Source organism: Dietzia maris (genome assembly GCF_014144855.1).
GTDB lineage: Bacteria > Actinomycetota > Actinomycetes > Mycobacteriales > Mycobacteriaceae > Dietzia > Dietzia kunjamensis.
Genome location: NZ_JAALDN010000397.1, coordinates 1 through 2,452, shown reverse-complemented (window position 1 = coordinate 2,452; position 2,452 = coordinate 1). Strand labels below are relative to the sequence as shown.

The window sequence follows — 2,452 nt, the reverse complement described above, 5'->3', positions numbered from 1 at the left end:
AACCGCGCTTTCCGAAGGGCGTCCCAAACACCTACGGTGCCGGTCTTGCCGCGGCCTGCGAACAGGCAGGCTTCGAGGTCGTTGAAGCAGCCCGGATGAACACGAGGGCCAATCGAGGGGTGGGCAAGTCCGACCCGCTGGATGCTCATCGCATCGCCGCTGCAGTGCTCGCTCTGGAGTGCGACCAGCTACGCCGTCCGCGTATGGCAGACGGCGTGCGAGCGGCGCTGCGGGTACTCGTGACCGCCCGCGACCACATGACCTCGGAGCGCACCGCCACCATCAACGCGCTGATCGCGCTGTTGCGCATCGTCGACCTCGGAATCGACGCCCGCCGGGCACTGACTGGGACGCAGCTCCTCGCCGTCTCCCGGTGGCGTGCACGCGATGAGGGCCTCGGTGAGGCCACCGCCCGCCTCGAAGCAATCCGCCTGGCCAAACGAGTGGTCGAGCTCGACGAACAGCTCGCCGCCAACAGCTCGCGGATGACCGAGCTCGTCAAGGCAAGCCAGGCCACCTCACTGCTGGATAAGACCGGCATCGGACCCGTGACCGCCGCTGTCTGCCTGACCGTCTGGTCGCATCACGGAAGAGTGCGATCCGAGGCAGCGTTCGCCTCCCTCGCAGGCGTCAATCCTATCCCCGCATCCTCCGGGAACACCGTTCGACACCGGCTCAATCGCGGCGGCGACAGGCGGCTAAACCGAGCCCTGCACATGGCGGTCCTGACCCGAATGACCCACGACCCGGACACCCGCGCATACGTCGAACGACGGAGCGCCGAGGGGCGAACGACCAAGGAAATTCGACGCTGCCTCAAGCGGTACCTGGCCCGGCAGATCTACCGAACTCTCAGCGCAGCGGAACCTGTCCACATGCCCGCTTGACAAACATAGAAGGATCCCTGGCGCCGGCGGATCTCGCTAAATCGGGGCTTCTTCTTGTCGGATGGGTGTGACCGCTCGATCGCCGAGGTCGCCGGGGAGGTGGCGAGGCAACCCTAGAGCCCGGTCGTTTCGGTGCGAGCGGCGGCGAGCCATCCGCTGCAGTCTGAGTGCGGCCGGAACTTCTACCGTCCAGTTTTGACTTCCCGATTAGTCAGGCTGCTGCAAGCGATCGCGAAGCTGACTCCAGAGCTTCAGCCAGTTGAAGCTCGAGCGTGGGCAGGAGGCTAACCGCCGAAGCCACACGTTCCAGCCGAGTACGCACATCGACCTCGTGCTCGATCCCGGCTCGGCCGGCCTCCGTCCATGTCTGTGCACAGTGTCTGGCGGCTACGGCGAGATCTTCGGTCGCGAGGTCACCGGTCAAACGTGCCACGTCCGCGCAGCCGTCAGCGAGCAGCTTTCGGAACAGGCCGCCACCGGTGCCGGCCTTCTCGATGAAAGCGCTCAAGCTGAATAAGAGGATCTCGAGTTCGTCAGCCGGTAGATGGGACCAAGTCCGGACATCAGCGGCGAGCTGGGCGACCGCTGCTAAGCCTTCGGAACCGCTCACCGCGGTCGTGAGATCAACGACTCCTGGCGGAGTTGGGTGGCGCATGTTCGCTGCCGATTGACGGAAAGCCGCTGCGGCAACCTGCGCAAGGTCTGGTAACTCATGCGGCCAGGCGATGCGGTACGTGGTGTGACGTGTCGGTTGTGGGAATGACATCGACGACCGTGCTCGAGCGAGAGCGTCGAACGGAACCTTTTGGACCTCGGCACGGTCGTTGTCAACAACGAAGGCGATCCTCTCCGCCTCGTCGTAACCAATTACCACGATATCGTGGCGACTCATTTGGAGCCGAACCCGCAGGTAGGGCAACTCCGCGATGTCGCCCCATATCAGGGCTGGCCTTCCGGCATCGACCTCCTGGCTAATCCACGACCATCCTTCTCGGGGATCGTCGGTCGTGAGCACTTGGACCTGTGCGCCCAGTAGATGGGGGAGACTTACTTCGAAATCGGAGTCTCTCCCTACCAGATAAAGCGGCGGGAAGAGGTCGCTCGAGCGCAAGTAGGACAGGCCAAGTGACCCCCCGAGGGTGAAGACGAGACCTTCATCGGGCGGTTCTTCCCAGCCGAGGCCTTGCCAGTGCAGGAGGTCTCGCATCGCGGCTGAGCCGCAGTGCCCCCCGACCCGATGTGGATAGTTCTCGATGAGCGTCTGGCGAGTCATCAGAGTTCCTTTCTGAACGGCAGGCGGGCACGAACCGGGCTCTCTTGCTGCGCCAGTGGGATGTCAGCGCCGTTCGTCGAGGCTCCGCCGCTGACCGTGCGAGTCTCGCTCGGGACTGGCTTACCCATTGCGCAAGGAATCGGGAGAACCCGTATGGGCGAAATCGGTCCGGACGAAAGGACGCTGCTGTGTGATGACCTGTTTGCTGAGCATGAAATCACGGGGACGATTGATGCAGTCTGCAGCAAGGAGTTCGCCATCACGGAGGTAGAAGCAGCTGAAGTCGCGGTCC

At 63.7% G+C, this 2,452-nt stretch carries 3 protein-coding genes; 1 reads left to right on the top strand and 2 read right to left on the bottom strand.

Annotated features, from left to right (window positions below):
- Positions 1-887, top strand: an 887-nt coding sequence (locus G6024_RS12960) for an IS110 family RNA-guided transposase (protein ID WP_159148877.1), incomplete at its 5' end; no start/stop codon positions are given.
- Positions 888-1,098: 211 nt separating this feature from the next.
- Here G6024_RS12960 and G6024_RS12955 read toward each other — a convergent pair.
- The gene (locus tag G6024_RS12955) at positions 1,099-2,160 is read right to left on the bottom strand and encodes a BtrH N-terminal domain-containing protein (RefSeq protein ID WP_159148876.1); all 1,062 of its coding nucleotides are present in this window, start codon (positions 2,158-2,160) and stop codon (positions 1,099-1,101) included.
- Positions 2,161-2,280: 120 nt separating this feature from the next.
- Positions 2,281-2,452: oxidoreductase C-terminal domain-containing protein (locus tag G6024_RS12950; RefSeq protein ID WP_277355622.1), on the bottom strand; the 172-nt coding region annotated here is incomplete at its 5' end.

What these genes read in the sequence shown, in the direction of transcription:
- G6024_RS12955 (WP_159148876.1), bottom strand. Translation starts at nt 2,160, where the DNA reads ATGACTCGCCAGACGCTCATCGAGAACTATCCACATCGGGTCGGGGGG.